At 69.0% G+C, this 24,595-nt stretch carries 28 protein-coding genes and 1 pseudogene; 16 read left to right on the forward strand and 13 right to left on the reverse strand.

Translation table 11 applies throughout. The annotated features are described in order from the left end of the window. The first annotated feature begins 1 nt into the window (after nt 1). Genes LRQ07_RS13990 through LRQ07_RS14025 form a run of 8 tightly spaced genes read left to right on the forward strand, consistent with a single transcriptional unit; the run spans nt 2 to nt 5,797 of the window. Complete coding sequence (locus LRQ07_RS13990; protein ID WP_256534954.1) at nt 2-502, forward strand: hypothetical protein; 501 nt, start codon at nt 2-4, stop codon at nt 500-502. Beyond that, a complete protein-coding gene (locus tag LRQ07_RS13995; protein WP_256534955.1) occupies nt 502-1,812 on the forward strand; it encodes a hypothetical protein in 1,311 nt (436 codons plus the stop codon). The genes LRQ07_RS13990 and LRQ07_RS13995 overlap by 1 nt, the downstream gene beginning before the upstream one ends. Beyond that, a complete protein-coding gene (locus tag LRQ07_RS14000) occupies nt 1,809-2,162 on the forward strand; it encodes a hypothetical protein (RefSeq protein WP_256534956.1) in 354 nt (117 codons plus the stop codon). The genes LRQ07_RS13995 and LRQ07_RS14000 overlap by 4 nt, the downstream gene beginning before the upstream one ends. Further along, nucleotides 2,159-3,865 (forward strand): hypothetical protein, encoded by a 1,707-nt coding sequence (locus tag LRQ07_RS14005; protein ID WP_256534957.1) that lies wholly within the window; start codon nt 2,159-2,161, stop codon nt 3,863-3,865. The genes LRQ07_RS14000 and LRQ07_RS14005 overlap by 4 nt, the downstream gene beginning before the upstream one ends. 1 nt (nt 3,866) lies before the next feature. Continuing rightward, a complete protein-coding gene (locus LRQ07_RS14010; RefSeq protein WP_256534958.1) occupies nt 3,867-4,694 on the forward strand; it encodes a hypothetical protein in 828 nt (275 codons plus the stop codon). Further along, nucleotides 4,681-5,295: a hypothetical protein gene (locus tag LRQ07_RS14015; RefSeq protein ID WP_256534959.1), complete on the forward strand. Its 615-nt coding sequence runs from the start codon at nt 4,681-4,683 to the stop codon at nt 5,293-5,295. The genes LRQ07_RS14010 and LRQ07_RS14015 overlap by 14 nt, the downstream gene beginning before the upstream one ends. A 38-nt stretch (nt 5,296-5,333) precedes the next feature. After that, nucleotides 5,334-5,504: a hypothetical protein gene (locus LRQ07_RS14020; protein ID WP_256534960.1), complete on the forward strand. Its 171-nt coding sequence runs from the start codon at nt 5,334-5,336 to the stop codon at nt 5,502-5,504. Beyond that, a complete protein-coding gene (locus LRQ07_RS14025; protein WP_256534961.1) occupies nt 5,504-5,797 on the forward strand; it encodes a hypothetical protein in 294 nt (97 codons plus the stop codon). Before LRQ07_RS14020 ends, LRQ07_RS14025 begins: the two co-directional genes overlap by 1 nt. Before the next feature lie 31 nt (nt 5,798-5,828). Here LRQ07_RS14025 and LRQ07_RS14030 read toward each other — a convergent pair whose 3' ends face one another. Beyond that, nucleotides 5,829-6,065, reverse strand: a complete 237-nt coding sequence (locus LRQ07_RS14030) for a hypothetical protein (RefSeq protein ID WP_256534962.1) — start codon at nt 6,063-6,065, stop codon at nt 5,829-5,831. 36 nt (nt 6,066-6,101) lie between these two features. Here LRQ07_RS14030 and LRQ07_RS14035 point away from each other — a divergent pair, with 36 nt between their 5' ends. Together LRQ07_RS14035 and LRQ07_RS14040 are read left to right on the forward strand one after the other, a co-directional pair. Then, complete coding sequence (locus LRQ07_RS14035; RefSeq protein WP_256534963.1) at nt 6,102-6,395, forward strand: hypothetical protein; 294 nt, start codon at nt 6,102-6,104, stop codon at nt 6,393-6,395. 343 nt (nt 6,396-6,738) lie between these two features. Then, on the forward strand, nt 6,739-7,377 hold the full coding sequence (locus tag LRQ07_RS14040; protein WP_256534964.1) for a GntR family transcriptional regulator: 639 nt from the start codon (nt 6,739-6,741) through the stop codon (nt 7,375-7,377). A 25-nt stretch (nt 7,378-7,402) separates the two neighbouring features. Here LRQ07_RS14040 and LRQ07_RS14045 read toward each other — a convergent pair whose 3' ends face one another. From LRQ07_RS14045 to LRQ07_RS14065, 5 genes are read right to left on the reverse strand one after another with little or no spacing between them, the layout of a single operon-like run. Next, on the reverse strand, nt 7,403-8,410 hold the full coding sequence (locus LRQ07_RS14045; protein ID WP_256534965.1) for an alpha/beta hydrolase: 1,008 nt from the start codon (nt 8,408-8,410) through the stop codon (nt 7,403-7,405). A gap of 60 nt (nt 8,411-8,470) precedes the next feature. After that, nucleotides 8,471-9,844: an FAD-dependent oxidoreductase gene (locus LRQ07_RS14050; RefSeq protein WP_047524122.1), complete on the reverse strand. Its 1,374-nt coding sequence runs from the start codon at nt 9,842-9,844 to the stop codon at nt 8,471-8,473. A 59-nt stretch (nt 9,845-9,903) separates the two neighbouring features. Beyond that, nucleotides 9,904-10,965, reverse strand: coding sequence for a polyprenyl synthetase family protein (locus LRQ07_RS14055; RefSeq protein ID WP_256534966.1), 1,062 nt, complete (start codon nt 10,963-10,965; stop codon nt 9,904-9,906). 46 nt (nt 10,966-11,011) lie between these two features. Further along, entirely contained in the window at nt 11,012-11,731 is a 720-nt protein-coding gene (locus tag LRQ07_RS14060; protein ID WP_256534967.1) for a class I SAM-dependent methyltransferase, read from the reverse strand. Next, nucleotides 11,728-12,291, reverse strand: coding sequence for a DUF402 domain-containing protein (locus tag LRQ07_RS14065; protein ID WP_256534968.1), 564 nt, complete (start codon nt 12,289-12,291; stop codon nt 11,728-11,730). The genes LRQ07_RS14060 and LRQ07_RS14065 overlap by 4 nt, the downstream gene beginning before the upstream one ends. 56 nt (nt 12,292-12,347) lie before the next feature. Between LRQ07_RS14065 and LRQ07_RS14070 the strand changes: the two genes are divergently transcribed. Then, nucleotides 12,348-13,601, forward strand: a complete 1,254-nt coding sequence (locus LRQ07_RS14070) for an isochorismate synthase MenF (protein WP_256534969.1) — start codon at nt 12,348-12,350, stop codon at nt 13,599-13,601. Here the strand turns inward: LRQ07_RS14070 and LRQ07_RS14075 are convergent. Genes LRQ07_RS14075 through LRQ07_RS14085 form a run of 3 tightly spaced genes read right to left on the reverse strand, consistent with a single transcriptional unit; the run spans nt 13,598 to nt 16,468 of the window. Then, complete coding sequence (locus LRQ07_RS14075; RefSeq protein WP_256534970.1) at nt 13,598-14,440, reverse strand: polyphosphate kinase 2 family protein; 843 nt, start codon at nt 14,438-14,440, stop codon at nt 13,598-13,600. The genes LRQ07_RS14070 and LRQ07_RS14075 overlap by 4 nt on opposite strands. A 16-nt stretch (nt 14,441-14,456) precedes the next feature. Further along, nucleotides 14,457-16,103 (reverse strand): 2-succinyl-5-enolpyruvyl-6-hydroxy-3-cyclohexene-1-carboxylic-acid synthase, encoded by a 1,647-nt coding sequence (menD, locus tag LRQ07_RS14080; RefSeq protein ID WP_256536443.1) that lies wholly within the window; start codon nt 16,101-16,103, stop codon nt 14,457-14,459. A 14-nt stretch (nt 16,104-16,117) separates the two neighbouring features. Beyond that, nucleotides 16,118-16,468, reverse strand: a complete 351-nt coding sequence (locus LRQ07_RS14085; protein WP_047524129.1) for a PLD nuclease N-terminal domain-containing protein — start codon at nt 16,466-16,468, stop codon at nt 16,118-16,120. Between the two features lie 75 nt (nt 16,469-16,543). Between LRQ07_RS14085 and LRQ07_RS14090 the strand changes: the two genes are divergently transcribed. The 5 genes from LRQ07_RS14090 (at nt 16,544) to LRQ07_RS14110 (ending at nt 21,551) form a co-directional block, all read left to right on the forward strand. Further along, entirely contained in the window at nt 16,544-16,972 is a 429-nt protein-coding gene (locus LRQ07_RS14090) for a hypothetical protein (protein ID WP_256534971.1), read from the forward strand. Nucleotides 16,973-17,045: 73 nt separating this feature from the next. Further along, a complete protein-coding gene (locus LRQ07_RS14095) occupies nt 17,046-17,696 on the forward strand; it encodes a DsbA family protein (RefSeq protein WP_256534972.1) in 651 nt (216 codons plus the stop codon). Between the two features lie 96 nt (nt 17,697-17,792). Further along, on the forward strand, nt 17,793-18,599 hold the full coding sequence (locus tag LRQ07_RS14100) for a tyrosine-protein phosphatase (RefSeq protein WP_256534973.1): 807 nt from the start codon (nt 17,793-17,795) through the stop codon (nt 18,597-18,599). 41 nt (nt 18,600-18,640) lie between these two features. Continuing rightward, entirely contained in the window at nt 18,641-20,719 is a 2,079-nt protein-coding gene (locus LRQ07_RS14105) for a bifunctional lysylphosphatidylglycerol flippase/synthetase MprF (protein WP_256534974.1), read from the forward strand. A gap of 4 nt (nt 20,720-20,723) precedes the next feature. Further along, the gene (locus LRQ07_RS14110) at nt 20,724-21,551 is read left to right on the forward strand and encodes a nucleotidyltransferase domain-containing protein (protein WP_256534975.1); all 828 of its coding nucleotides are present in this window, start codon (nt 20,724-20,726) and stop codon (nt 21,549-21,551) included. 237 nt (nt 21,552-21,788) lie between these two features. Here the strand turns inward: LRQ07_RS14110 and arfB are convergent, their stop codons facing one another. The 4 genes and pseudogenes from arfB to LRQ07_RS14130 form a co-directional block, all read right to left on the reverse strand. Further along, a complete protein-coding gene (gene arfB / locus LRQ07_RS14115; protein WP_134352114.1) occupies nt 21,789-22,229 on the reverse strand; it encodes an alternative ribosome rescue aminoacyl-tRNA hydrolase ArfB in 441 nt (146 codons plus the stop codon). A 68-nt stretch (nt 22,230-22,297) separates the two neighbouring features. Continuing rightward, entirely contained in the window at nt 22,298-23,299 is a 1,002-nt protein-coding gene (locus LRQ07_RS14120) for a TIGR00341 family protein (RefSeq protein WP_256534976.1), read from the reverse strand. 122 nt (nt 23,300-23,421) lie between these two features. After that, nucleotides 23,422-23,497 (reverse strand): annotated as a pseudogene (locus LRQ07_RS14125). 84 nt (nt 23,498-23,581) lie between these two features. Next, nucleotides 23,582-24,568 (reverse strand): helix-turn-helix transcriptional regulator, encoded by a 987-nt coding sequence (locus LRQ07_RS14130; protein ID WP_256534977.1) that lies wholly within the window; start codon nt 24,566-24,568, stop codon nt 23,582-23,584. Nucleotides 24,569-24,595: the final 27 nt, after the last annotated feature.

The raw sequence follows: 24,595 nt of genomic DNA on the forward strand, positions 1-24,595 counted from the left end.
CATGCGCACGGGGCGGATCAGTCTCCTGATCGATTCGCCTCTGCGGGATCTGCTCGTCGCACTCCGGGCAGTGCCCGCAGAGGCCCGCAAGCATGTAACCGCGCACACCCGGAAGAGCGCCGAACCGATCTGGATCGAGGAGACCCGGGACCGTGCCGCGACGCGCCTGCAACAGCGGGCGCTCGTGAACACGGCCCGCGTCGGCGTCGCGACCCGCAACATCTACCTCCGGTCTGGGGCAGTGGGGCAGCTCTCCAGCGGGACGCCGGCGTCGGTGGTCGCCTTCCCCGCTGAGTTCGGTGCGAACCCGGAGAAGCAGATCGAGCAGCGGTCCAGGAAGGGCAAGCCGTACAAGCGGCGTCTCGGAAACACGTTCGGGTCTCCTCGCCGCGGCGGCAACGTCGTCTACCCGGCTGCTCGCGAGTCCATCCCCCGGATCGCCTCGGTCGCCATCCAGTCCGCCTACCGGGCACTGCTCGATGCCTTCGATGGGGGGAAGTGATGGCCAAGGTACATGAGATCGGAATCGGTGCCGACACCCGCGGCTTCGAGGACAAGATCAAGAGCGGAGTGATCAAGCCAACCGAGGACGCCGAAGCAGCGATGGAGCGGCTCGGTGGCTCGGTCGGCGACGTCGGCTCGGCCACCAGCAAGGCGGGTGACGATGTCGACACCTTCGCCGACAAGCTCGCACAGGCCGCACGGAAGGCCGGGAAGAGCGACGACGACATCCGCGACGCTCTCAAGCAGATGGGCGTCCAAGCCGATGACGCCCGCCGCGCAGTCGACAAGCTCGGCGACGAAGTCAAGGACGCCGGCCGCGACGGAGAACGGGCCGTCAACGACCTCGAGGATGCACTCAAGGACGCACAGCGCGAGACGAAGGATCTCGGAGACAAGGCCGATGACGCGGGCGACAAGGCCAAGCGTGGAATGGAGCGCGCCGAAGACGGCGTGAAGGACTTCAAGGACGAAGCCCAGCAGTCGGCACGCGAGACCGCGGCGAGCTTCGACGGCTCCTTCGAGTCGATCGCCGACTTCGCCCAGGAGGTCGCCGCCAACGCCTTCTCCGGCTTCGGCCCCGCTGGTGTCGCCGCCGGTATCGCCGTCGCCGCGGGACTCGGCGTCGCGGCCGATCAGATCAACAAGATCGAGGAGGCATCCGAGGATGCGCTTCAGTCCGCGTTCGACTTCGCATACGGGATCGGCGCAGCGTTCGACGCCGCCGACAAGCTCAAGGCGGTGCAGGACTGGACCAGTGACCAGGAGAAGTTCAAGCAGGTTGTCGACCTCACGAATGCCTCCGGTTGGGAACAGGTCGACGTCATCGACGCCCTGGTGGAAGGCGGGCCCAAGCTCGACAAGCTCACGGAGGCGTACGCGGCCGGCGCGAACGGCGCGGGCCTGACGGTCGGACGGATGCAGGAGCTTGACGCCGTGCTCCCAGCCATCAAGCAAGGTTTGGAGGACGGTGCCACCGCGGCCAACGCTCAAGCCGAGTACCTGTACAAGCTCTCCCAGGAAGCGGGCACCGCGACCGGCGAAGTCGACGCCCTCGGAAACGAGATCTCGCTCCTTCCCGGAGATGTCGAAGTCGCCGTGAACGCGGAGACGAAGACGGCAACGACGGACATCCAGCGTGTCGAAGACAAGGTGAACGAGGTCGACGGCACCGAGGCGGTCGTCAATGCACGCGTCACCGGTCTCGACAAGGTCCGCGTCGACCTTGACGCACTCACCCGACCGCGGACCATGACGGTTACCGCCAAGCTCAACCAGGCGTTCTCTTCGAGCATGGGGTGGGATCGATGAGCACAACAATCACCCATGCCGGCGGCGTCATTACCGCGTCGCTGGAGGAGTGGAGAGTTCTCTCCGAAGCCCGGTCGATTGTGCACACCATCCTCGGGCGAGTCGATCCGGACATCACCCTCCGTCCGACGAGTCCGCGTCGGGGCGCATTCACCCTGGCGTTCGAGACGGGAGCCGCCGCACAGTCGGCTCGGCTCGCGCTCGCCGTCCCACAGGTACTCACGCTCTCCAACTCGGGTGTTGCTGAGGTCTCGATGCAATTCGTCATCGCAGGCGGGGATCTGGGCGACGCGCTCAGCAGGAGCGGGGTCTGGACGCTCGAGGTGCCTTTCCAGGAGGTGTCGGTATGACGAGTGTGTCTCGGCACGTCTACACGGCGCGCACCGATCTTGGTGCGGAGCTGTCGCTTCGCTCTGGACGCATCACGCTCGATGCGGGTTCGATCCCGCACGTCACGGCATCGCTGACGCTGGCCGTTGAGGATGTGGCGTTGCTCGATGAGCTCGACCCGCGCGGCTCTCGTCGGATCACCGTGGGAGCGACTCGGCAGGGGCACATGGACGGCGGTGAATGGGTGCCCGAGGGATTCCGTGAGTTCGATCTGGGCATCCGATCGACGACGCCGAACCGGGCAGACGGCACCGTATCGGTAGAGCTCGCGTCAGACGAAGCCCTCCTCGCAGACTTCGCCCAGCTCGACGAGGACATCACACCGCGCTCGCTGGAATCATCACTCAGGGACGTGGTGGAGTACGCGCTCGGGAAGATCGGGGCCGTTCTGCAGCCGGGAACGCTCGATGCTGACGTAACCGCGTTCTGGCCTGTCTCGCTGCTGAACTCCAACCCCGCCGGCATCACGAACACCGCGGGGTACTGGACCGGCACGGGCGCGTCCGCGTTGACGTCGGTCGTGGTCAACAGCCCGGCGCCCGCGCTCGGCAATCGTACGGTGCGTTGGACCGCCGCGGCCGGTTCGTCGGCGGTCGGCGTTGCCGGGTGGGACGGTACCTCTTCCACGAAGGAGGGCCGGGTGACGCCCGGTCGACGGTACGGCACGGTGGTGCGGATGCTGTCCAATCCTGGCCGGTCGACGACGATCACGATGGGCTTCCGCGACGAGAACGGCCGACACTTCAGCAGCGTGACGAGCCCCGCTCAGGTCACGTCGATTGGCGCGTGGACGGAGTTCTATCTCAACGCCGAGGCGCCTCCCGGTGCGGCGTACGCCTACGTGTCGGTGACCACCGTCGGGAACTCGTCGGGACAGAACCACTGGGTGCAAGCGATCCTCTATGAAGGCCGCTGGCGCATCCCCATGTTCTACGGAGACAGCGCCGGTGGCGGGTACACGTACGCGTGGTCTGGTGATCCGAATGCGTCGCCGTCGAAGCGCACCCCGGTTCTCGAGCGCGACCCCGAATCCCTCGTGTGGCCCGCCGGCGTCTCGGCGATGGACTTCCTGCACCCCGTGTTGCTCATGACGGGAACACGGCTCGTGTGCGACGAGGGGCGACTGTTCTCGCTCCGTGACGAGGACTACCGGGCCGCAGGTTCCCAGTCGTGGCGGTACGGGGTGAACATCACCGCTGCCGACGAGAAACTCTCCCGCGATGACGAGACGTGGTTCGACGCCGCCGTCTACCTCTACACGTGGACGGATTCCGACGGTATCGAGCAGAGCCGTGTTGACGCTTACAGTCTGACGGGCAGCCCGACCAAGGTGCTCCGGGTCGAACTGCGAAACACTCCCTATCCGGGGCCAGGGCGCGCCCAGCACGTTGTTCAGCGGGCGCAAGGCAAGGGCCGGGAAGTGACCGTCACTGGCATCCCGTCGTGGTCGGAGCAGACCGATCAGCCGCTCTCGATCATCCTCGACGGCACCCCGGTGCAGACCGGCATCAGCGCCCGTATCCGGTTCGACCTGGACACCGACTCGGTGTCGGTGACGACCCGCACCACGGACACCCCCGCCTTCGCATGGGAGCTGCTTCCCACCGACGAGGCATGGCTCGACTCGCCCCCCGGCGCGTCCTGGATAGGAGAAGTGATCTGACATGGCCAACGGAGACGACGCCCTCGCGGCCGGGATGGACATCCTCGCCGGCACCGACGACCGCCGCAACGGATGGGATGAGGAGAACAAGACCCGCGACTACATCGCACAGCGCACGAACGCCATCACCCCACTCGTCAAGGGCGGGACCGGGGCCGACAACGCCGAGGCCGCCCGCGCGAACCTCGGGCTCGTCAAGTGGGCGTCGTCCGCCGATGCCGACGGCAAGGTGCCGATGTACCACAGCGGCGGGCGCATCGCCGTCGCCCGGCCGACGTCGAACGGGCATGCCTCCGACAAGGAGTATGTCGACGACATCTACAACCTCCTCAACGGCAACAAGCTCGACAAGTCCGGCGGCACCATCACCGGCAGTCTCTTCCTGCCAAACGCGACCCCCGCGACGAGCGGCTACGCGGTCGCCTACGTCAACGGCGACGGACGCCTCGCGAAGAACGCGTCGAGCGAGCGATACAAGAAGCACATCAGCGAAATTGACCCCGGCGCGCTCGGCGACATCTGGCCGCAACTCCACCGCTACCAGATGCGCAACGGAGACGGATCGTGGAAGTACGGCTACATCGCCGAACGGCTTGCCGAGTCCGACGATCTGCGACCGTTCGTCGTCTACCGCACCGAGAGCACCACCGACCCCGAAACAGGACTCACCGAAGTCAGCCTTGTCCTAGACCGGGACGGCGGTGATCCGGTCCCGGAATCGATCGACTTCATCGCACTGCTCATGGCACAGAACGCGCAACTGCACCAAGCCGTCGACCTCCTCGCGCAGCGCCTCGACGCCCTGGAGACCCGTGATGAGCCCGCTTGATATCCTCCCGATCCCCGGCCACCCCGGCATGCACGCACGCCGGATCGCGGTCGAGGCATGGCGCGCCGCCGGTTCGCCCCCGATCAACAGCGCGGGCCGACTCTACGGCGACCAGAAGCACTTCTGGGACGGATGGGCGCAACGGCTCCCAGGTTTCAACCCGGCCGACAATCCCGACGACGAATCGCAGCGCCTCGCGCACGTGCGGTTCGTCGCGTTCGACATCGACCCGACCCCGGACCGCATCCGTCGTCTCAGCGCAGCGGGCATGATCCGCCCCTACGCATATGAGCCGTGGCACTGGGAGCTTCCCAACGTCCGCAGCTACGCGATTGTCCGATCCCTCCCGTCAACCGCCGGCGGGACCACCCCACCCACACAAAGGAGAGACCCGATGGGAATGCAGATCGCTCGAAACAAGGACGACTCATCAGCCGAAGGCGCACGGTTCCTCTGGGGCGACGGCAAAACCCCCGAAGTCATCAGCGCCAGCACCGCCGAGATCTTCAAAGACGCCGGCGTGCCCGAGTCACCGATGCAACGCAAGCGCTGGCTCTGGCTCCTGGAATGGGCACGCGAACGCGCCCGGACCAACCCATGATCCTGGACGCATAGCGTCGCCAAGAGAAAGAGCAACGTATGAACATCTTCAACTCGAAAGTACGGAAGTGGCTCTACGGCGTGTGCATCGCCGCGGTCCCCGTCCTGGTGTACTTCAAGCTGCTCCCGCCCGAAGCCTCACCCATCATCCTCCCGCTCGTGCTCGCCGTGCTCAACGTCAACGAGACCGACACGGAGCGCCCGGAGTAGTGGCCGAGGTGGACGAAGCAGCCGCGACCCTCGCCGTCGTCGTCGCACGGCTCGACGACGTACGCGAGGACATCCGCGACCTACGAACAGACCTCTCAGCACACCGAATCGAGATGGTCTCTCGCGGCGAATGGGAGATGCGCAACCGCGCCGTCGACAACCGCTTCGATAGCCAAGGGCGCGAGATAGCCGAGCTCAAAGCCGCCCGCGCGCCGTGGTGGTCATGGGCATCCGTGCTCGTCGCCAGCGCCGCGTTCGCATGGGCAATCCTCGGACCGGTTATCGGCAGTTAGCTCCGGCTGCTGCTGACGTAGAGAGCAGCAGCTACTCGGAGTCGAGACCGCAGGCGGCAGAAGCCTCGCGCAGCCCCTCCCACGTGAAGTCGTCGTTCGGGGTCTCGTCGAGCGCGTACCCCTTCTCCTCCATGCAGGCAGCTATCCGCTCTTCCTCGGTCATGGGATTGTTGATCGAATTCAGGATCAGCACCCCGATGATCGCGACCGCCACCAAGAGGACAGCGACGACGGACCCGATCACGATGACCCCGCGGTTCTGCTTCATGGGTCGATCTTAACTTGGGGCACCTAGAGTGGCCGCATGTTTTCCGACGACGAGGTCCAGCAGCTCGAGACGCTCATGCGACGAGTGATCCGCGAAGAGCTGCGTCAGCACGGTGTAAGTTACACGCCGCTGAAGCGGCATCACTCGGATCGACCACAGAGACCGCCAGCGGAAGAGCGACCGCGAGGGGCGATCGGCCCCGACGACGAGGGAATGCAGAACGTGAGTCAGGCACTCGCCTACCTGGAGCGCATCGACCCGGACGCGCGAATGACCCAGGCGGAGGCGCGCAACGTTCTCTGGGCGCAGTTCCCGCAGTGGCGTCCCTAGTCCGCAAACAGTCCGCAAAAGGTACGCTCACCCACGATAACCGGCACTCACCCACGTCAACGCAACCCCAGTGATTCCAACGTAGACGCGAACCTACGCCACCCCGCGCGAAGCGCAAGGCCGTTCATCAACTACCGCTGACCCCGGCGGCGGGTACGCAAGAGGGGGCTGGATGCCACGGTATCCGGCCCCCTCTCTGCGTATGTCTCCGAATGGATGCAGATGTACTGCTCGTGTTGGCGCGAGGGTGGAGATCTTCGGGATCCACGCGACCTCCTGGTGCAGTGGCCCTCCGAGCCTGAACGTCGGGTGCTCGGGACACAAGCGTACGGGGAGCGCATCCATGCGGAACATCGGATCGACATCGACGGGCATCGGTGAGAGCAAGCAGCTTCTGGCGGAGGAGGTCTTCCGGCACATCGGCACGCAGATCGTCACAGGCACACTGACGGAGGGCGAACGCATCCGCGACGTCGACGTCGCCGAGGAACTGCACGTCTCGCGGACACCGGTGAGAGAGGCTCTACAACGTCTCGAACGGCTCGGCATGGTGATGATGTATCCGAGCCGGTACACCGAGGTCACCTCCGTGACGGCGGAGACCGAGGCGCAGTCACTCGTCTTCGCCGGCTGCCAGGCCGGCATCGCCGCGCGTCTGGCGGTCCCCCGGCTCACCGCGACGCAGCGCGCACACGTCGTCCGCCTCGTGGCGGCGATGTACGCCACACTCGACGACGGCGCGAAGACGTCCGACGCCCGCTGGGCGGTCTTCTCCTACCTGGGTGAGCATTGCGGCAACACCCAGCACCGGGCGCTGATGGAGGACGCGAGCATGGCTGTCCTCCGCAACCTCCGGAACTGGAAGATCACGCCGACGGACCGCGACCGCATGCGACAGATCTACCTCGACTTCCGCGACGCCGTCCTCGACGGTGATGGGGAACGCGCCGAGCAGCTCGTCCGGTCGATGCACTACCTCTGAGGAAACTCCGTACCTCTGAGGAAACTCAGTCGGCCGCTCGCCAGCCCGTGACCCATCGGTCCAGCCGCCGGTACGCGTCTTCTCGCGCCTCGTGACGTGAGAGGAAGACATCGTGCAGAGCTCCGTCGATGCGCTCCACAGTGACCGTCGAGCCGAGACGGAGTGCCGCGCGGGCGATGTCGTCGACGACGAGCACGGAGTCCGCCGACGTCAGCTCCTCCGACCACCGGGTCGGAGGCACGAACCTCGCGGAGAGCAACACGCACACCGGAGCGGTGATCGAAAGTCCCCCGGCGACGGTCTTGTGACCCGAGAGGATCGCGTGCAGCCATCCGGCATAGACCGCCATGGTCTGCACCGGGCGCCAGAGCAGGTTCACCTCCATCGGGTCGTCAGGGTCGGCGACCTCCTGCTGTGCCCGGGTGTAGAAGCCGAGGTCGACCTGCGGCGCGGCCTCCATCGGACGGATCCATGCCTGGAACTCGACCATCGGCGCGATCGCCGCCCTGGCGGGGGCGAACTGGAACTCCAACCACGGGCTGTTCAAGATGACCGCGTCGGCCACGCCCGGATGCCGCGACGCCCACAGGCTGAGCGTGAGGCCGCCGGTGGAATGCCCGAGCAGGACGAGGCGCCGGTCGGATTCACCCCCGCCTTCCCCGCGTCCCATCTCCGTCAGAGCCGCGGCGATGTCCTCGTCGTAGGTGGCCAGGTCGGCGACGTAGCCGGGCGTCTGCCCCTCGCGGAGGCTGCGCCCATACTTGCGGAGATCGAGGGCGAAGAAGCGCGCACCCCGCGAGGTCCAGAAGCGCGCGAGTCGCTTCTGGAAGAAGTAGTCCGACCACCCGTGCACGTAGAGCACATCGACGCCGTCGAGCTGCGGCGACTGGCGGCGCAGGCGGTCCCACCATCCCGGTTCCGCGGGAAGGGCACGTACCAGCGTCGCGACGACGGGCCCTTGATCGTCCGCGCCGAGGTCGAGCGTGAGCTGCTCGAACTCGTCACCGAGCACGTCGGGCGTCCAGTCGGCCATGCGGTCCTCCCCCGTCATCGCCAGGCTAGCCCAGGCGCGACGCCGGGAGCGGGTCCGGCGCTACTCGCCCCGGGAGACGCGGACCATCTCGTCGCGCGGGACGACCTTGACGCGAGCGCGCTCCTGCGGAGCACCGAGGGCGATCTCGTGCTCGTCGAGGCGGTGCCAGCCGTCCAGGTCGGTCCACTGCACGCCGCGCTCCTGCAGGAGAGCGACGATCGCCTCCTCCGACGGGTCCTCCGGGTGCCACCAGGAGCCCTGATCGTTGATGATGTGCCGCACGGTCTCCATGGCGTCGGACTTCGTGTGGCCGATCAGACCCACCGGGCCGCGCTTGATCCACCCGGTCGCATAAATGCCGGACACGCGCTCGTTCGAATCCTTCGCGAGCACCTGGCCCTCGCGGTTCGGGATCACACCGTGCTTCTTGTCGAAGGGCACACCCGGCAGCGGCGAACCGAAGTAGCCGATGGCGCGGTACAGCGCCTGGAGCGGGACCTCGCGCATCTCGCCCGTGCCCACGGCGCCGCCCTGTCCGTCGGGCCGCGTGCGCTCGTACACCAGCGCCGCCACGCGACCGTTCTCGTCCTTGCGCACTTCGACGGGGCGCGCCCAGAAGTGCAGGTGGAGGCGCCGCGAGGCCGTGCCTCCGGCGTTGTTGACCGAGTCGCGCTTGCGCCAGGACTGCAGGATGCGGTCGATGACCATGACCTGCTTGTTGCTGGCGACCGCGTCCTTCGAGGCCTCGTCGTAATCGAAGTCCTCGTCGTACACGACCATGTCGACGTCGCGCAGCTCTCCGAGCTCGCGGAGCTCGAGCGGCGTGAACTTGACCTGAGCGGGGCCGCGCCGACCGAAGACGTGCACGTCCGTGACCTCGCTGGCCTGGAGCCCCTCATACACGTTCTGCGGAACCTCGGTCACGAGCAGGTCCTCCGCGTGCTTCGCGAGCATGCGGGCGACATCGAGCGCGACGTTGCCGTTGCCGAGGACGCCGACGGACGCGGCGTCCAGCGGCCACTCGCGCGGAACATCGGGGTGACCGTCGAACCAGCTGACGTAGTCCGCCGCTCCGTAGGAGGCGACCGCATCGATGCCGGGGATGTCCAGCGAGGTGTCGCGGATCGCGCCGGTCGCGAAGATCACGGCGTTGTAGTGCTTCTTGAGGTCGTCGAGCGTGATGTCCTCGCCGAAGCGCACGTTGCCGAAGAGGCGGATGTCGCCGCGGTCGAGCACGTCGCGCAGAGCCGTGATGATGCCCTTGATGCGAGGGTGATCGGGAGCCACGCCGTAGCGCACGAGACCGTACGGCGCCGGAAGCTGCTCGAAGAGGTCGATCGACACATCGAACTTGCGCTCGGCCTTCAGAAGGATGTCCGCGGCGTAGATGCCGGCGGGGCCCGCACCGACGATGGCCAGTCTGAGCTTGGTCATGGAGGTCCTTTCGTATGCCGTCGCAGCCGGCGCGCGGCCCGACGGGCCGCCCGCGCAGATCAGCTGGATCGCTCGGCGAGGGTCTCTGCGAATCGGGTCAAGGCCTCGCGCACCGTGCCGCGCGGCAACGGACCGAGGGCGTCGATGGCGTCCTGCGTCCAGGCGTGCGCGAGCTCGAGGGTCTTCTGCGTCACCGGGTGGTCGCGCAGCTCGTCCAGGGGCTCGTCGAGGATCGCCGGGTCCGCACCATCCGCGATCCGGACGACCCCGTCATCGATGCGCGCAGCGAGGTCGGCGGACGCCTCGTCGGCTTCGGCCTTGAGCAGCAGATACGGCATGGTCGGGACGCCGGCGCGCAGGTCGGTTCCGGGCACCTTCCCCGTCTCCTCCGGCTTGGCCGAGAGGTCGATCACGTCGTCGAGCAGCTGGAAGGCGACGCCGATCTTCTCGCCGTACACCCGCAGCGGCTCCTCGTACTCGCTCGGGGCGTTGGAGAAGATCACACCGCCCTGCGTGGCCGCGGCGATCAGCGAACCGGTCTTGTCGGCGAGCACCTGGATGTAGAACGCGATCGGGTCGTCGTTCTCCTGCGGGCCGAGAGTCTCGTGCATCTGCCCGAGCACGAGACGCTCGAACGTATCGGCCTGGAGCCGGATCGCGCGCTCGCCCAGCCGGGACATCAACTGGCTCGCGCGGGAGAACAGGATGTCCCCCGTGAGGATCGCGATGTTGTTCCCCCACACCGCGTGCGCGGCCGGGACGCCGCGTCGGCGGTCCGCCCCGTCCATGACGTCGTCGTGGTACAGCGAGCCGAGATGCGTGATCTCGAGCGCCTTGGCGACGTCGACGACCTCGCGGGTGTTGCCGTCGCCCAACTGCGCGGCGAGCAGCGTGAGCACCGGTCGGATGCGCTTGCCGCCGGCCTCGTACAGGTAGCGGCTGGCCGCGTCGGCCAGCGGATCGGCGACACGGACGTCCTCGGCGAGTCCGGTCTCGACCAGCTCCAACCCGTCTTCGATGGCGCGCGCGACGCGGCGGGCGGCGGGGCCGATGAAGACGCGATCGCTGAAGCCGAGACGGCTCGCCAGTCGCGAACCCGGGGCGATGGGGCTCGAAGTCACGTTCCCAGCCTACCTTCGTCGGGTGCCGCGGTTTCGCGCGGAGGAATCACTCCGGCTTGCGTGCTCTGTGCAGGGCGACGATGCCGAACGTGAGATTGCGGTACGCGACGTCCGTCCACCCCGCCTCACGGATCCAGGCCGACAGCTTCTTCTGGTCGGGCCACTCCCGTATCGACTCGTTGAGGTAGTCGTACGCCTCGCCGTTCGTGCCGGCCACGCGTGCGACGCGCGGCAGGACCTGATCGTTGTAGAGCCGGTAGGCGCCACGGAACAGCTTGCCCGGAGGGGTGGAGAACTCGTTGATCACGAGCCTTCCTCCCGGCTTGGTCACCCGGTACAGCTCCTGGAGAGCCTTCTTCGGGTCGTTCACGTTGCGCAGTGCATACGACATGGTGACGGCGTCGAACTCGGCATCGGCGAACGGCAGGGCCGTGGCGTCCGCCTGCACGAACGAGAGGTTGCGCATCGCCCCGTGGCGGCGCTGGCCCTCGGCGAGCATCCCCGGCGAGAAGTCGGCCGCGACCACGTCGGCTCCGCTGCGGGCCAGAGAGGCCGACGAAGACGCGGTGCCCGCTCCGAGGTCGAGGATCCGCTCCCCCGGCTTCGGCGCGACCGCGCGGGTCGTCGCCGCCCGCCACAGGATGTCGTTGCCGAAGGTCATGGCCGTGTTGGTGCGGTCGTACCCTGCGGCGACCTGGTCGAACATGCCGCTGACGCGGGCGGGGTCCTTGCCGAGATCGGCGCGGTTGGCTTCGTTCGGGGTCACGGCTTCAGTCTAGGCGCGAGACCCAGGGCTTCGAGGCGGTCGAGCCAGGGATCGGCGGTGGCATCGTCGAACGGGGCGGTCTGCGCACGCACCCGCTCCTCGAGGTCGAGGGCGAGCGCCTCGAGATGCGTCATCACGTCGGCGGGATAGCCGTACCGGGCGCTGTGCTCGGCCCACTCGTCGCGGTCGTCGACCCAGGTCCCCCGCGCACCCGCCACCCGCACGACGTCGAGGTCCATGTCGATGCCGGTCGCGAGCAGCGGGTCGTCGGACCAGCGGATGTCCCACCCCAGGTCGATGTAGATGCGCACCCCGCGGCGGTGACGGCGGTTCACGGTCACCGCATGGTCTCCGCTGGCGGGGATGAGCGTCACGTTGGGGCCGCCCGCATGGAACGCGGCCCCGGGGCGCTCGCTGTGCCATCCCACGGGTTGCCCGAGCCAGTCCCCCCACCCGTCGGCCCCGAGGTAGACGCATTCGTGGCGCCAGTGCGGCGAGCCGTCCCACTTTCGCCACTGGAAGACCATCTCGGTGCCGGGTGCGGGGCGTGCATCACTCATCCGCTCACCCTACGACGGCGCGGATCCTTGCCCCCTGAGCGGCATAGGCTGGAACCGTGCACACCACCCCCCTGGTCGTGGAGACCCGAGAGATCGACCCGGTCGAAGATCTGCTCGCCTACACGGATCCCGCCCGCCCGCTCGCCTGGCTGCGGCGCGGGGACGGGATCGTCGCGGTCGGCGAGACGCTCGCGGAGATCCGCCCTCCGGCGCGTCCCGGCGGATCACGCGTCGAAGCCCTCGCGACGGCCTGGCGGGGGATGGCCGCCGAGGCCGAGATCACCGATCCGATCGGGCTCCCGGGCACCGGGCTGGTCGCCTTCGGTGCCTTCACCTTCGATGAGGAGTCGACGGCCGACAGCGTGCTCCTGGTGCCGACGCGCGTGCTCGGCCGACACGGCGACCGGTTCTGGGAGACCCGCATCCGCCTCGCCGACGCAGCGGTCCACGAGGATGCACTCGCCACGGAGCCGTACGGACCGCACTGGGCCGGCACGGTCGGACCGGGCGCGCAGACCCCGCAGCGCTACCAGGACGCGGTGCGCCGGGCACTGACCCGCATCGCCGACGGCGAGCTGAGCAAGGTCGTGCTCGCGCGCGACCTGACCGGCAGCATCCCTGCGGGGTCCGACCTGCGTCGCCTCGTGCGCGCCCTCTCGACCGGCTACCCCGACACCTGGGCCTTCGCGGTCGACGGCCTGATCGGGGCGAGCCCGGAGACCCTGGTCACCGTGCACGACGGCACCGTCACGGCGCGTGTGCTCGCCGGCACGATCGGGCGCGGGGCCGACGCCGACGCCGACACCGCGGCATCCGCACACCTCGCTTCGAGCGTGAAAGACCTCGACGAGCACCAGTACGCGGTGCAGAGCGTGCTCGCGTCACTGCGCTCCCACACCAGAGCCCTGGCCGCGAGCGAACAGCCCTTCCTGCTGAAACTGCCCAACCTCTTCCACCTGGCGACCGATGTCGAGGGCGAGCTGGCCGACGGCGAGTCGGCCCTGGACCTGGTGCGCGTCCTGCACCCGACCGCAGCGGTCGCCGGCACCCCGACCCCGACGGCGATCGCCGCGATCCGCGACCTGGAGCCCTTCGATCGCGGACGCTACGCCGGACCGGTGGGCTGGGTGGACGCGGCAGGCAACGGAGAATGGGCGATCGCCCTCCGGTGCGCGCAGTTCACGGCAGGCACCGACGCGATCGGGGTGACCGCCTACGCGGGTGCCGGGATCGTGGCCGGCTCCGACCCGGAGAGCGAGTTGCTCGAGACCCGGGTCAAGTTCCGCCCGCTCGTCGACGCCCTGGCCTAGCTCGCGGCGAGGCGCTCCTTCTCGGCCTCGACGTCGAAGTCGGCGACCGGCCACTGCGGATCGATGTCCTCGAGGGCCGCGAGCAGCAGCTCCTGCACCGCAAGGCGCGCATACCACTTGGCGTTCGCCGGGATCACGTGCCACGGGGCGACCTCCGTCGAGGTGCGGTCGAAGACCCTCTGGTACGCCTCCATGTACTGCGACCACAGGAGCCGTTCGTCCACATCGCCGGGGTTGTACTTCCAGTGCTTGTCCGGCCGGTCGAGTCGCTCCATGAGCCGCGACTTCTGCTCCTCCGGCGAGATGTGCAGCATGACCTTGATGATGCGGGTGCCCGATGCTGCCACCCGCGCCTCGAACTCATTGATCGCGTCGTAGCGGCGCTCGATCTCTGCGGCGTCCGCGAGCCCGCGCACCCGTCCGATCAGGACGTCCTCGTAGTGGGAGCGGTCGAAGACGCCGATGAACCCCGGCTCGGGCAGGCGCTTCTCGACGCGCCACAGGAAGTCGTGGGCGAGCTCTTCCGGAGTCGGGGCCTTGAACGCGGCGAGCGCGACCCCCTGCGGATCGACACCCCCGACGACATGCCGCACGATCCCACCCTTGCCTGCCGAGTCCATCGCCTGCAGAACCAGCAGCACCGCGTCCTTCGTCACGCCCACCCGGCTTTCGGCGAACAACCGCTCCTGCAGATCGTTGAGCGCGTCGAGCCCGGCCGCGAGATCGCGCACTCCGTGCGACTTGCCGCCGACATAGCCGGGCTTGGTGTCGGGGTCGAGGTCAGCGAGACGGAAACCCTCGTCGACGCGGAGCCGCTGCGTCCAGGTGTGCGCGTTCATAGGCACATCCTGCCAGTCAACGCGGCAGCGGCACCTCGATGATCTGACGTCCACCTCGCGGCGTGGTGAGCGCCTGATCCAGCGCGGTGCGGGTCGTGACCCGCTGGTACTCCCAGCTGTACGCCGATGCCAGGTGTTCCAGTCGCACGGTGTGCGGGGTGTAGAAGGCGCGATCGAGGTCGGCCGGGGGTGCGGAGGCGGCGACTTCCAGCGCGTCGAAGATCGTCCCGCCGCCGTCGTTGCCGACGATGACCTGGAGACGCGGTTCCGGCTCATCCGGCGGCAGCAGCAGGGCACCGACGTCATGCAGGAAGGCGAGGTCGCCCAGCAGCACCCTGGTCACGCCGGGAGCGCCCGCGGCCTGGCTGGCGAGGGCGATACCGGTCGCGGTCGCGATCGTGCCGTCGATCCCAGCGAGACCGCGGTTCGCGTGGACGGGCACCTTCTTGCCTCCGAGCACCTGGTCGGCCACGCGCACCAGCCGCGACGAGCCGAAGACGAGCCGATCGTGCGGCCAGGTGGCCCGCCACACGGCATCGACCAGCAGCTCGCGATCGAGCGGGCGCCGGACCGCGTCGAGTTCGGCCTTCACGGCCTCCCGACGGGCGGCGAAGTCCGTGGAGGCGAGGCCTTCCGGATCCGGGGCGTTCTCGCTCAGGTCAACGGTCTCGGCGGCGGAGGCCTGGAGCCACGCACCGAGCCACGCACGATCGGCGGCACCGGGGGCGACCGTGACGGCCCCGACGGCGCGCGTGCGGTGGTTGAGATTGAGCTCCTCCCCTCCACGACGGACGGCCACCACGTCGACATCCTGGCGCGAGAGCAGGGCCGTCGCTTCCCGGCTGAGGGTCGGGTGACCCAGCACGACCACGCGCTCGATACGTCCACCGAGCTCTTCCTGCGCGAGGAGGCGGCGATACCCGTGCACGATCTGCCGACCGAACCGGGCCCCGCTCACGATCTCGGCGATCAGCGGCCACCCACCGGCGTAGGCGATCTCCTCGGCGTCCGGCCCGGCATCGGCACCGGCCAGCACGACGGTGCGCGGACCCCGGGCGAGCTCGAACGGGTCGGCCGCGCGCAGGACGGGCGTATCACCGGGAGTCACCACGACCCCGGGGAATGCACCGGAGAGCGGCTCGCGCGACGGCAGGTTCAGGTGGACGGGTCCTGCGACGCCGGGAAGCGCGTCGACGTCGCGCACGCCCATCGCCGCGGCCACCGCACGCTCGGCGAGCCCTGCCCACTCGCCGTCTCCCGGAACCGGCGCGTCGACCTGATCGCGCACCCAGGGGTGGAACAGACCGTTCTGCAGCGTCGCCTGGTTGGCACCGACGCCCCGCAACTCGGGTGGGCGATCAGCGGTAAGCAGCAGCAGCGGCACGCCCGAGTGGAACGCCTCCATCACCGCGGGCAGCAGATGCGCGACGGCCGTCCCCGAGGTGCAGATCACCGCGGCGGGGACCTGCGTCTCCCTGGCGATGCCGAGCGCGGTGAAACCGGCGACCCGCTCATCGATGCGCACATGCACACGGAGGTGACCCTCATCCGCCAGACGCACCGCGGCGAGCGCGAGGGCCTGCGATCGCGAACCCGGAGAGACGACGACGTCGCGGACTCCATGGGCGACGAGATCGGCGAGCAGGGACGCCGCCGCATCCATCGCCGGCGACGAGCTCACGGGCGCGGGTCCGAGGCGGGAGGCTCGTCGGTCTCCTCGTCCAGGCGCGCGAGCTCCTCTTCGAGACGGCGGATGCGCGCATCCTGCTCGGTCTTGTCGATGCTGCGCAGGAAGGCGGGATCGTCATCCGGGGCGATCACCGGGCGAGCACCGGAACCGTTGGCCCGCCGACGACCGATCACGAACCAGAGGATCCCCCCGATCACGGGGAGGAGCACCACGATGGCGATCCAGGCGGCCTTGGGCACGCCCCGGTGCCGCGTCGCCGGCTGCACAGCGCAGTCGACGATGCTGAACACCCAGAACACGGCGGCGAGGAAGCCGCCGATGATCAGTAGTCTCGCCACCCCTCCAGTGTAGGCATGTCCTCAGCGTCCGGGGTTCGGAGGAGGCAGAGGCGCCGTTGCTAGACTGCGCGGGAAATGCTGCCCTCATCGCCGGATCGGATGCCGCGAGCACGGGCCGAGCGGACGATGATCGCGCGTGTGGTCCTCGCCGTCGGTCTCGCGCTCCTGCTCGTCGTCGGCGCGTGGTCGACGTCGCGCGGCTCCGCCGAGGTGCACGCCACGCTCTGCCTCGCCTCCGGCATCACGGCGTCGGCGGGCACGGAATCCGGCACCGCGGTGGCTGACGGCGCGACCGCGGTCGACGTCCTCACCGCCGACGCCGGGGTCTGCCTGGTCGTCGCGCTCTGCTGCGTCGCACTGGTGCTGCTGTTCCTGCGTCTCCGTGGTCGCGGCACACGGCTGCTCGTCTCGCGCGCCCCGCGCACAGCACCGCCGGCGCGCGCCGGACCGCGTCCCCTCCTCTCCGCGCTCTCGCTCACAGAGCTCTCGATCTCCCGCACCTGAACGCCGACGCGTCCCTCGGGCCGCCTTCGCGCGGCATCCCCTTTCCCGTCGTACCCGTGTGTCTGGAGACCCCATGAAGAACTCTGTCAAAGCGACCCTGATCGCCATCGCCGTCGCCATCGTCCTGCTGATCGTCGCCCTCGTGTTCGCGCTCAACCAGCGCGCAGCCCCCACGCCACCCGAAGGCGCGGGGCAGCAGACCGTCCGCACCGACTCGCACGTGCTCGACGACGGGGGCGAGGGCGCCGTGACCGTCGTCGAGTTCCTCGACTTCGAGTGCGAGGCCTGCGGGGCGTTCTATCCCGTCGTCGAAGAGCTCAGGGAGAAGTACGACGGCGAGATCGCGTACGTCGTCCGCTACTTCCCGCTCCCGGGCCACATCAACTCCACCCAGGCCGCCCTCGCCGCCGAGGCGGCGGCGCAGCAGGACCGGTTCGAGGACATGTACCACCGACTGTTCGAGACGCAGGCGCAGTGGGGCGAGCAGGGCGAGGAGACGCCCGAGGTGTTCCGCGCCTTCGCCGAGGAGCTCGGGCTCGACATGGCCGCCTACGACGCGGCGATCGCGGACCCGGCGACGGCCGAGCGCGTGCAGGCGGACAAGACCGACGGGGAGAAGCTCGGCGTGACCAGCACCCCGACCTTCTTCGTGGACGGCGAGAAGGTCGTGCTCGAGACCTGGGACGACCCGGAACAGGCGATCGAGAAGGCCCTGAACGGCTGAGTCCTGGCGCCCGTCGCGGCAGCTCCGCCGAGAGTGAAGGCCGGACGCGAACCCCGATACTCTGAGATCAGATTCAGGGAGAGGGCCCGGACGACGATGGAACTGACTTCGCTTCTGCAGGGGACGCATAACGCCCGGGAACTCACCGGGTTGCCGGTCTCAGGAGGCGGGACCATCGCGTCCGGGCTCTTGTTCCGAGCCGATGCTCTCGCCGGACTGACCGACGACGGACTGCGGGCTCTGACGGATCTCGGCATCGGCACCGTGATCGATCTGCGCACGGATGCCGAGCGGTCCCGTGCAGCCGACCGTCTCCCCGCGGACGGCAGCGTGACGCTTCTGCCGTTGCCCATGCAGGGCGGAGCGATGGACGAGATGGTGAAGCATCTGCTCCCCGCGGCCGGCAGCAAGAGCCTGTCGGTGACCCAGGTCGCCCAGCTCCTGAAGCAGGTGCCGACCCTGGAGGAGCTGTACATCGCGATCCTCACGGACAGCGCCGCGCAGTTCGCGACCGTGGCGCGCACGGTGCTCGACGCTGCGCGCACACCCCGCCCCGGCGTCCTGTTCCACTGCACCGCGGGCAAGGATCGGACGGGTCTCGCTGCGGCGATCCTGCTCTCCGTCGCAGGCGTGCCGCGTGAGGCGATCGTCGACGACTACACGGAGACCGAGAAGAACCTCGCGCTGGGATTCGCGGAAGCACTCACCGGCCTCATCACCTCGCTCGGCGTTCCCCTGACCCCCGGGCTCAAGACCCTGGCGACCGAATCGCCCGCCTCAGCCATCGAGACGGCCCTGGACTGGATCGACGCGACTCACGGTGACGTCGCGGGCTACCTCCGCAGCGGCGGTCTGACGGACGACGAGGTCGCCGACCTGCGGCGGGTGCTTCGCGGCGAGTAGTCCCCTCCCCGCATCACCGGAGCCGTCGCTACGCTGATCGCATGACTGAGGAGCGCTCCCCCTCGCTGCACCCGCTGCCGGCGTTCGCGCGGCGGATCCCCGCGACGCTGACGATGGTGGTGCTGATCCTCGCCGTCGGGGTCATCTGGCGCGGCCTGTGGACGCCGTTCGAGGACAGCGACCTGTTCCCGACCGTCGCCTACGGATTGCCCAATCTCGCCGAGGGGAAGTGGTGGACGCCGCTGACGGGCACGTTCTTCGTGAACCAGCCGTGGGTCTACGTGTTCACGATCGCCGGGTTCTGGGGCATGGCCTACCTGGAGTTCCGGCGCGGAACGCGCGTCGCCATCGCGTACTACGCGGTCGGCCAGCTGTTCGCGATCTTCGCCACCGCCCTGGTGCTCCTCGTGCTCTCCTCGTTCCCGTGGGCGTGGGCGACCACGCAGGCGCAGGCGCTCGATGTCGGGGCCTCCGGAGGCACCATGGCCTGCATCGCTGCGGCGGTGGGCCTGTTCCGGCCACCGCGGCGGGTGCGCGGGTGGCTCATCCTGCTCGGCTTCGTCTTCATCGCGATGCTGTTCTGGGGCAAGCTCGCCGACCTCGAACATCTGCTCGCGGTGCTGCTGATCCTCGTGGTGGACCGCACCCTGCGTGTGCGTCACACGACCGTTCGCGAGCAGCGGCTGATCGCGGTGATGGCGATCCTCGTGCTCGGCGCGGTCGAGATCATCACCACTCTCCTGCCGACCGACGGTCCGTTCGGTCCGACCGAGCCCGCCTCGGGCGGCTTCATCGACCTCGCCATCGACCTGGTCGTGATCCTGGTGCTCGTGAACGGGCTGCGTCGCGGACGACGCTGGACCTGGGTGCTCGCCCTCCTGCTCGGGATCCTCAACATCGTCACGGCCGCGCTCGTGCTGACGCTGATCACCGTCTTCAGCCAGGCCCAGGTGGACGTCCGCTGGGACGGCGAGACCGAGCTCGCCCTCGCGAACGGCTTCCTCTGGCTGATCATGCTCGTGTACCTGATCTGGGTACGCCGCGCGTTCCATGCCCGTCGGAAGTCGAAGCTCGGCATGCAGCCCTCCCCCACCGCGGACGACATGAAGCACGAACTGCGCACGCACGGCGGCGGCACCCTCTCGTGGATGACGACCTGGGACGGCAACAGCTACGCGCGTGTGCCGGGCGGCATCGTGGCGTACCAAAGGCGCAACGGCGTCGCGCTCGCGCTCGCCGACCCGATCGGCCCGGCGCATGCCCGTGCCGAGGCGGTGCAGGAGTTCATCCGCACGGCGGAACTCGCCGGTCTCGTCCCGTGCTTCTTCAGCGCGGACGAGGCCACCCGCGCCGCGGTCCCCTCGACCTGGCGGAGCATCGTCGTGGCGGACGACACGATCGTCGATCTGCCGGGACTCGAGTTCACGGGAAAACGGTGGAACTCGGTGCGCACCTCGCTCAACAAGGCCGGGCGCGAGGACATGACCTTCCGGATGACCCACTTCAAGGCGGAACCGTGGGGGGTGCAGCAGCAGCTGCGGGCGATCTCGGAGGCATGGGTCGGCGACAAGGATCTGCCCGAGATGCGGTTCACCCTCGGCACGCTCGACGAGGCCGAGGATCCCGAAGTGCGGCTCGCCCTCGCGCTCGCCCCGAACGGCGACGTCGACGGCTTCCTCTCCTGGCTGCCCGTGTACGGCGACGACGGCGAAGTGCGGGGCTGGACCCTCGACCTCATGCGCCGCCGCGAGGGCGGGTTCGGCCCGGTGATGGAGTTCCTGATCGGCTCCTCCGCCCGGCAGTTCTCCGACGAGGGCGCACAGATCATGTCACTGTCCGGCGCGCCCCTCGCCCACGACTATCCCCCGGATGCCGGTGTGATCGCAGCACTGAGCGACCGCCTCGCCGAGGCCTTGGAACCGGTGTACGGCTTCGGTTCGCTGCACCGGTTCAAGCAGAAGTTCCACCCTCGCTACGAGACCATGTACCTGCTCTTCCGCGACGAGAGCGACCTCACCCGCATCGGGGGCGCCCTCACCAGGGCGTTCCTGCCGGATGCGACGCTGCGGCAGTTCGCCGGCGCAGGACTCGAACTCGTCCGCGGCGGCGGGAAGGACTGAACCCGTGCTCGATGAAGTCCGCCTCCGCTCCATGGCCGACGACCTGGGCCGCGTCCCCGGCGTGCGCGCGGTCGCGCTGGGCGGGAGCCGCGCCCGCGGGACCCATCGCCCGGACTCCGACATCGACCTGGGACTGTACGTGGACGCGGACGTCGACCGCGCCGGTATCGCCCGCGTCGCGAGCGGCTGGACGGGCGAACACGTCGAGGTCGCCGAGCGAGGCGGATGGGGCCCCTGGGTCGACGGCGGCGCCTGGCTGATCGTGGACGGCGTGCCCGTGGATCTCATCCTCCGAGACGTGGAGCGGGTGACGGAGCAGTGCGCCCGCGCCGTCCGGGGCCAGTTCGCCTTCCATCCCCAGCCCGGGCACCCGCTCGGCTTCCTCGACGTCGCGTATGCGGGCGAGGTCGCGACGAGCGTGCCGCTGCGTGATCCGGACGGGCTGCTGGTCGCGCTCGCGCGCGGAGTGACCCCCTACCCCGATGCGCTGCGGGAGGCGTTCCTCGCGAACCTCTGGCAGGTCGACTTCCTGCTGAACGCCGCGGTGAAGGGCGCGAAGGCCGGCGATGTCGCCTACGTGTCGCTGTGCGGCACCACGACGACCATGCTCACCGCACACGCGTGGCATGCATCCGCCGGCACCTGGGTCACGAACGAGAAGGGTCTCGTCCCGAACGTGGCCCGCCTTCCGATCGACACCGGCGGGTTCAGCGCGGCCGCAGCTGCCGCTCTCGGGAATCTGGGCACCTCCGCCGAGGAGTTGCTCGCGGCAGTCGGCCGCTTGCGGAAGCTCCCACGCCCCGTCTCACCCGAAGGCTCCGAACTCGTCTGACAGTGGTGGCGGGTCACCCCCGGGCGCGCTCCTCGAGGTAGCGCTTCTCGACCTCATTGGTGGAGCGCGCGGCTGCCTCCGCGAAGCCGGCCCGCGCCGCGCACCGAAGGCACGGGAGACGGCACGTTCAAGAAGTGAGCACAGGCGTTCCCGTCGCACTTTCGACGGCTGTCGAGCCGTTTTGCGGGCGAAAGTGCGACGGGAACGCGGGAAGGAACCGCGCAGGTCGCTCCGCGCTCAGGAGTCGCGAGGCGGTCGACGCAGGTTCTTGGTCTCAGTGCGGCGCTGCTTCGCCTTCAGCCGACGCTCTTTCGATCCGCGAGTGGGTGCGGTCGGGCGACGCGGAGGAGCCGGCGGGCGCAGCGCCTCGGCCACCAGCGCGACGAGCCGATCCCGCGCGGCGTCTCGATTGCGCAGCTGTGCACGGTGCTCGGATGCCGCGATCGTGAGCACCCCGTCGACCAGACGCCCGCTGAGCCGGTCGAGCAGCCGATTGCGCTGATGCGGGGAGAGCACCGCCGAGTTCGCCGCATCCCAGACGAGCTCCGCCCGCGAATCCGCGGTGTTGACACCCTGCCCGCCGGGTCCCGACGACCGCGAGAAGCGCCACGACAGCTCGGACTCGGGGATGGTGAGACCCGACGAGACCCGCAGACCGGGGCGATGGGCAGAAGGCATACCTCCATCATCGGCCCTTGCGAGGCCGTACTCGACGTCGCGCGGTCGTTCCCGACGGATGGGGGTTCTCACTGCACGACGAGCTCGGTCCCCTGGCCCGCGTCGACGACGACCCCGATGTATGAGGGCACGGTCTTGGCGATCTCCTCCTGAAGGTCGTCCAGCGGCGGAGTCGAGCCGTCCGGGGTGGTGAGGGAGACCGTGGCCGTCAGCCCGCTCCACTGCACCGGCCCGTGGATGTGCCCGCCGCTCTCGTCTCCGAGCCAGTCGGCCGTCACATTCCGGATGCTGACCGACCAGCGGGCGACCGCGATCGAGGCGATCGAGTTCGCCGCCAGCGGGAGAGCGATGATCAGGGCCAGCGTCACGACGATCGCATAGGCCCGGCGGCGATTGGCGGTGGGCGAGGATCCCGGGTCGCGGGCATAGCCCGCCACCGTGAACACGATGCTGCCCGCGATCACCAGCGCGAACACGTTCGAGAGGAAGAGGACGAGAGCACCGAGCGCCTCGGGCCACTGCCCCTGCCCCGCGCACACACCGACCACACCGAGCGGCGGCACGAGGGAGATCGCGATCGCGACGCCCGGCATCACCGCGCTCAGGTCCTTGCGGCACATCGCGAATCCGCCGGCGAACCCGGTCGCCAGCGCGGCCATCAGATCCATCAGGCTCGGCGAGGTGCGTCCGATCACCTGCGAGTTGGTGGACAGGCTCTCCGGGGTCGCGACGAAGACCGCGAACACCAATCCGAGCGCGACGACGATGACGACCCCGCTGAGGACCCACAGGATCGACGAGAGGACCCTCCGCGGATGGCCGGTGACGATCCCCCAGGCGATGCCGAGGATCGGTGTGCCCAGCGGGGCGATGATCATCGCCCCGATCACGGTCGCCGTCGAGTCGGTCAGCACTCCCGCGATCGCGATCACGCCGGAGAGCGTGAGCATGATGAGGAATCCCGTCCGCTTGCTGAGGGCGTCTCCGGCGCCCAGGTTCAGCGCATCGTCCAGGGCCTCGGCTGACAGCCGCTGCGACGGCGGGATCAGAGTCTGCGTCAGTCTCGACATGCCGCGGACCCCGTCTCCGCGCCTCGTGTTCTCGTCATGACCGAAAGCTAGGCACGCGGACCCCTGCGCGCAAGATCCCCTCGCCCGCACGGGAGGAGGTGTGGCGGGCCGTCGGGAAGAAGTGGACGCGACGGCGGGAGTCGAACCCGCAACGCCGTCAGGTATGAGCTGAGGCCCGGGACCACCCGGATCGCCGCGATGCGAACGACGTTACCCGGCCGTGATCTTCCTCGCTAGAACCGTTTCCTGGGATGACGCTCCGAGTCTTCGGATGACCGGCCGTCACTCGAGTTCATCCGGCGCAGCGGCGTCGAGGGCGCGCAGCAGCCGTCCGACGGCCTCGCGCAGCTCGCTGCGGTGCGGCTCGGCCAGCGCCACCGTGTACTCGACCCCCTCGGGGATCCAGAGCAGTCCGTACATGGCCTCCCGCCAATCGGAGCCGCCGACCGGCCAGTGCGTGCGGTCGTCGCCCACGGGCGTCGCCCCCTCCCACCACGGCCCGAAACGCTCCTGCACCTCGGCGAGCGGCAGCTCCATCACGGCCGCGGCCGTGACGTTCTGCGGCGACCAGGACGCCGCCACGAGCACGCGCTCTTCGATCTCCTGTTCGGTGATCTCGTGCCGGCTGAACAGCACGCGGGTGTGCTCGACCGACACGATGCGGTCCACTCGGAAAGTGCGCCAATCGTCACGATCGAGATCCCAACACAGCAGGAACCACTTGCGGCCGGCCGGTGCGAGAGCATGTGGCTCGACCCGGCGGACGCTCTCCTGCCCTTCCCCGTCCACGTAGCGCAGCCGCAACCGTTCTGTGTCGCGCGTGGCGAGGGCGATCTCTCCGAGCACCTCCGGCGAGACCACCGGAGCATCGCCGATACGGGGCGCCTGCACCGACGCGGCGAGCGCGTTGACCCGCTGTCGCAATGCCGAAGGCAGCACCTGTTCGAGCTTCGCGAGCGCCGTGAGCGTGACATCCGGCCCCCCGACCAGCTGCTGAGTGGCAGCCACCCGCAGCCCGATGGCCATGGTCACCGCCTCATCGTCGTTGAGCAGCAGCGGCGGCACGGCGCTCCCGGCCTCCAATCGATAACCACCCGCCACCCCGGGCGTCGACTCCACCCGGTAACCGAGCTCCCGCAGACGATCGACGTCGCGACGCACTGTGCGCTCGGTGACGCCCAGGCGTGTCGCGAGCTCGGCTCCCGGCCAATGTCTGTGCGTCTGCAGCAGATTGAGCAGAGCGAGGGCGCGGGTGGTCGTGTCGGTCATGCGTCACAGATTGCCAGACAACGAGGA

This window comes from Microbacterium sp. J1-1 (assembly GCF_024498615.1).
GTDB lineage: Bacteria > Actinomycetota > Actinomycetes > Actinomycetales > Microbacteriaceae > Microbacterium > Microbacterium aurugineum.